5 protein-coding genes are annotated in these 4,543 nt (G+C 66.5%); all 5 read right to left on the bottom strand.

What is annotated here, in order from left to right; all coding sequences use genetic code 11:
• Positions 1-1,454, bottom strand: a 1,454-nt coding sequence (locus GPA_RS13245) for a hypothetical protein (protein ID WP_041239643.1), incomplete at its 3' end; no start/stop codon positions are given.
• 6 nt (positions 1,455-1,460) lie between these two features.
• Complete coding sequence (locus tag GPA_RS13240; RefSeq protein ID WP_015540185.1) at positions 1,461-1,715, bottom strand: hypothetical protein; 255 nt, start codon at positions 1,713-1,715, stop codon at positions 1,461-1,463.
• Positions 1,716-1,765: 50 nt separating this feature from the next.
• Positions 1,766-2,731, bottom strand: a complete 966-nt coding sequence (locus tag GPA_RS13235) for a hypothetical protein (protein ID WP_015540184.1) — start codon at positions 2,729-2,731, stop codon at positions 1,766-1,768.
• 41 nt (positions 2,732-2,772) lie between these two features.
• Complete coding sequence (locus GPA_RS13230) at positions 2,773-3,357, bottom strand: hypothetical protein (protein ID WP_015540183.1); 585 nt, start codon at positions 3,355-3,357, stop codon at positions 2,773-2,775.
• 59 nt (positions 3,358-3,416) lie between these two features.
• Positions 3,417-4,361, bottom strand: a complete 945-nt coding sequence (locus GPA_RS13225) for a hypothetical protein (RefSeq protein ID WP_015540182.1) — start codon at positions 4,359-4,361, stop codon at positions 3,417-3,419.
• Positions 4,362-4,543 lie beyond the last annotated feature (182 nt).

Genomic DNA, 4,543 nt, shown 5'->3' with positions numbered 1-4,543 from the left:
CGCCGCCGGCGCATCGCATGGCGCTCGGGCCCGTTGCCGTCCGCATCCTCGCCATCCATGCGGCGGTAGCGCCGCCCATGTGGGCGCATGGTATCGACCTCTCCGCCATCGTCCGCACCGCGCTCGGACGGCCGTCCGTGGCGCCCCAGGCGCTCACGTCGGCGCTCATGGGCCTCTGTGCGCGATTCGGAGATCCGTCCGCCCTCTCTGGCCGGCACGGCCCCGCCTGCATCTCCGGCTGTGTCCCGAACTGGTTTCACGTCGGGACCTCTATCGTCGGTCCCTGCGGCCCGCAACGGCACGGGAGGGGCCTCCGGGCGGGAAACCGTCTTGACATCCGCCCCCTTACGGCTCCCGACCTGGTCGCCGGCCACGGGGGAGTCAGCGGTCTCGCCCTTCCGCGCGAAGTGTCGGCCGATGGTGCCGGCGTCCCCGGCGGTTTCCGAAGAGAGGGAGGCCGCGGTCTCCATATCCACCCGATCGCCATCCGCCCTGGAGTGCCTGCCGATCGCCCTCATGGCCCTCTCGATGGGCTCCCGAGCTAGGTTGCCCACATCGACGCCCGGGCCGCCGCGGTCTTCCTTGGCTTCCACCGGTGCAGGGCGGTCGCCGCCTTCGTCGGGGTGGGATTCCTGCACGTCCCCCGCCTTCACCCCGGCGCCGCCGATGGCGGCATCGGGGCCGTTATTCCTATCTGGACCGCTTTCGGGGATGATGTTCCGGCGGTGCCTCTCGAAGGCCGCGCGGTAGCCGTTGCGCATCTGCTTGATAAGGGGCGCCGCGGTCTTCACGATCTCGTTGACGTACATCTTGAGCGAGGAGGCCTTGCCCTTCACGTCGTCGGGCGGAAGCACGGGGCTGGCGCACCCGGGACCCTGGGCGCGGAAGTGCGCCTCGATGACGAAGCGGGTGTTCTGGTCGAGGTCGCCCCATGCGACCGGCACGCGCTCGGCCTCCGGCGCCGCGCCGACGTCGCTGTCCATGTCGGCGACGTTGACTATACGGTACAGCCCGGCCTTGGCGTCGCTCCATGACGCCGCCGCGATATCGACCGAGAGGTCGAGAACGCGGGCCGCGCCCCTGAGCATCGTGGGAGGCAGTCCAACGAGAAGCGCGGGCGGGAACAGCTCGTCGACATAGAACAGCCCGCCGCCCGAGCCGCGCGGCCTGGACTTGACGCCGTAGACGCCCGTGCACCCGTCGGCGGGCTTGATGTCCGCGCCGGGGAAGAGGGACTTCCATGTGGCGATGGGCAGGATCTCGCGGGATTCGTGCCAATCGGATGCGGCGAGCCCCGCACAGTTCATCGCGGACAGGTTGTAGAAGGCGTTGGCGCATCCCGTGTGCCTGGAAAGCGTCTCAAGATAGCGCCGCCATCCCGCCTCGTTCGAGGCGGCATGGACCAGATGGTTTTGGTTTTGCGCGTTTACCGTTCGGACGGTCGGGGTGGCCATGGCGTGCTAGAGCTTCTTGCCGCCGGTGGGCACGTACTCGCGTCCGCAGGCCTTCTCGTAGCGGAGTTTGACGCGCGTCACGTCGACGAAGGGCTCGATCGACTCCCAGGTGCGTGCATCCGCGTCGTAGCCGCGGGCCAAGGCATACGGAAGGCCCGCGCCGTCCGCGATGCGGCTGCCGTCGCCCTCGGTCATCGCGAGCAGCGCGATACCGCTCTCGCCGTCGTACTCGAGGACGAAATGGTCCAGCTTGTCGTTCATGTTGTGACTCCTAACGTATAGGGCGGGGGACAAAGACGTCCGCCGCGAGGTTACCGGTGCTTATACCCGCGATGTGCCGGCAGGGCCGCCGCGCCGCCGAATGTGGCGCATCTCGCCGACGATGCCGACTCGTCCGGGTCGATCGGGTGCGAGATGCGCTGGCAGCGCTGCGCGGTCTGCCGCAGGTAGGGCGAGATGTCGCGTTTTGCCTCCCTGACCGAATCGCTCGGCTCCGGGATATAGGCGCAAAGGGGTTCGACGAAGGCGCGGACGACGGGCGATGAGCCGGCGAAGGCGCGGACCTTCTCGATGTCCTGACCGATGTTATCCACGCAAAGCTCGATTTTCCCACCCAGTCGGTCGATCTTCTCGAAGGTGACGGGTTCGTTGCCGATGGCCGCGGCCGGGATCGTTCGGACGGTGAGCCCGAACGAGGGGCCGTCTCCCAGGCGGCAATGGGACACATGCACCGCGCTGCCGTCGCCCGACGGCCAGAACATCGAATTATGGTGCGCGGTCACGTCGTAGACGCCCCTGTAGAAGTTATCCGCCTGGGAGCTGCCGAGACCTAAGTCGAGACGTTCTTTGCGGATGGAATCGGCGATCTCCCTCCATCCATCCTCAATGAGGCGGTCCTGGACATGCGCGATCTGCCCGATAGCGGTATCGATGTTCTCCTTCGTCGCGGGGATGGGGTAGTCAAGCGACTCCTCCAGGACCCCGGCGATATCGCCACGGCGCCAGCGGCAGGCGATGACCTCGTCGTCGTGGAGCCTGCCTTCGTTGGGGGCGTAGTCGCGGCCGACACGGTGCTCGAAGACGACCTTGGCGCGCGTGATGTCGCCGAACGGTGTAGCCCTGGCCCAGGTGCGCGATCCGCGGTGGTAGCCGCTCGTGACGAGATAGGGCATGTCGGTGCCGTCGCGCACTGCCGAGTGAGCGTCGTCGGTCAACGCGACCAGCGCGCAATCGCTCCATTTGTCGTACTCTAGGACGACGTGCGGGACGGTCTCCATTTCGATACTCCAATCATATTGCCGCGGGCGGTGTGGCTGTCCTATTGCTTCTTGCCGCCTCGTCCGAGCTCGGCCCCATCGCAATGCAGCGCGGCTTTGGCGGCTGCTGCGGCCATGGCTTGCGGCTCGCGTTGACTTTCCCTCTGTCCGCGATCTATCGGTGCGCGGAGTCTGCGGTCTTTCTCGAGCCGGAGGTCTGCGTACCTTTTCCGGGCGGCGTAGTATGCGGCGCTGTCGCCATCGCCGCCGCCGAGGCCGTGGACATGCGCCATATGGGCATCGACGTGCTCGACCATTGCGGCGCCCGCCTTCTCGATTTCGATTGCGAGCTCCGCATCGGTGAGCTCGCGGATATCCAACGTGGCGGAATCGTCCCGGCGCATGGCCCCGTCAAGCGGGTATCCCCGCCCGCGCAATCCCTCGTAGGTGAGTTTCGCTTTCACGATGTCGTCGTATAGCGTGCAGTCCTCCCAGTTGCGGGTCGCATGGTCGTATCCCATGGCGACGACGTAGGGCGTGTTGTGCCCGTCGATGGCCGGCACGACCCCGTCGACGGCACCGGCGATGAGGGCGCATCCGGCGACGTCGTCGTGCTCGAGGACGATGAAATCGATAGTTCCATCCATGTTGAAACTCCCAAACGAAAAGCGCCGCGGCAGGAACCGCCTGCCGCGGCAAAGTGAACTCAGTGCTTGTTGCCGACGTGGTCGACGGCGCCCTTCGCGCCGCCCTCGGCGGCCGACAGCGCGGCCGCGGCGATGGCCTGCGGGTCGCGGGGCGTCTGCACGGTCGTGCGGGCACCCTCGGTCACCTTGCGCAGCGTCGGGGCGAGATCGGGCAGATCGCCGTACAGGTTGTTGACCCCGAAACGCTCGTCGAACCTATCGACCGCGACGCGGTTGGCGAAGTTGCGGATGGCCTCGATGCCGTCGAAGCCATGCTTATACACGCACAGCTCGCGTTTACCGCCCAATCGCTCGATATCGTCGACGGTGATCTCGTCGTCCCCGATGAGGCAGGCATCGATCTTGTAGACCGCAAGGTCGCCGTCCTCGCTGTCGGCGGGTACCGCCATGACGAACGCGGCGTCACCCTCGCTGCTCGGCCAGACGATGGCCTCGGTGGAATTCCAGTGTCCGAAGGCATCCTTGTAGAAGTCCACGCCCTGTTTTGTCGAGAGACCAAGGTCGAGCGCATCCTCGTCGATGATGGCGCTGATGGTCTCCCAGCCGTTCTCGATGGAGCGGTCCTGGAAGCTGCCGTGCGCCATGAGCTGACCGACCACGTCATCGATATTCTTTTTGGTGGCGGGGATGGGGTAGGAGAGGTATTCGGAGAGCGCGGTGGCGACATCCTCGCGGCACCAGCGGATCGTGCAGAACTCGTCATCGCGCAGCTTGCCCTCCGCTAGAGGATAGGAATGGCGGCACGAGCGCTCGTAGTCGATCTTGGCCGCGGCGATATCGGTGAAGTAGTGCCCGGCTCCCCAGGAACGGGACTCGAAATCGTATCCGTCGGCGACGATGTAGGGCGAGGCGTGCCCGCTCAGGACGGGCTCGCGTTTGTTGGACGTGGCGACGACGAGCGCGGTGCGCGTGCTCTCGTCATATTCGAGGACGATGTGTTCCATGGCGAAACTCCTTAGGCGGTCCGGCGCGCAGAAGGCGCCGGCGATGCGGATATTGCCCTGATGATAGGGACGCGGACCCGCCGTGTGAACGCATGTTCCCGAACGGGAAGCGCCGCCACTAGAGCGCCGGCCCGCGCCCGACGGCCTCTCCCTGCGCGGTCGATCCCGCGGCCCTCTTGGCG

The sequence above is a fragment of the Gordonibacter pamelaeae 7-10-1-b genome (assembly GCF_000210055.1).
GTDB classification, from domain to species: domain Bacteria; phylum Actinomycetota; class Coriobacteriia; order Coriobacteriales; family Eggerthellaceae; genus Gordonibacter; species Gordonibacter pamelaeae.
The sequence above is the reverse complement of the archived record's forward strand: the minus strand, read 5'-3'. Positions and strand labels throughout refer to the sequence as shown.

Excerpts from the sequence above, each read along its gene's own strand:
- GPA_RS13240 (WP_015540185.1), bottom strand. The coding sequence starts at position 1,715 with ATGAACGACAAGCTGGACCATTTCGTCCTCGAGTACGACGGCGAGAGC.
- GPA_RS13235 (WP_015540184.1), bottom strand. The coding sequence starts at position 2,731 with ATGGAGACCGTCCCGCACGTCGTCCTAGAGTACGACAAATGGAGCGAT.
- GPA_RS13230 (WP_015540183.1), bottom strand. The coding sequence starts at position 3,357 with ATGGATGGAACTATCGATTTCATCGTCCTCGAGCACGACGACGTCGCC.
- GPA_RS13225 (WP_015540182.1), bottom strand. The coding sequence starts at position 4,361 with ATGGAACACATCGTCCTCGAATATGACGAGAGCACGCGCACCGCGCTC.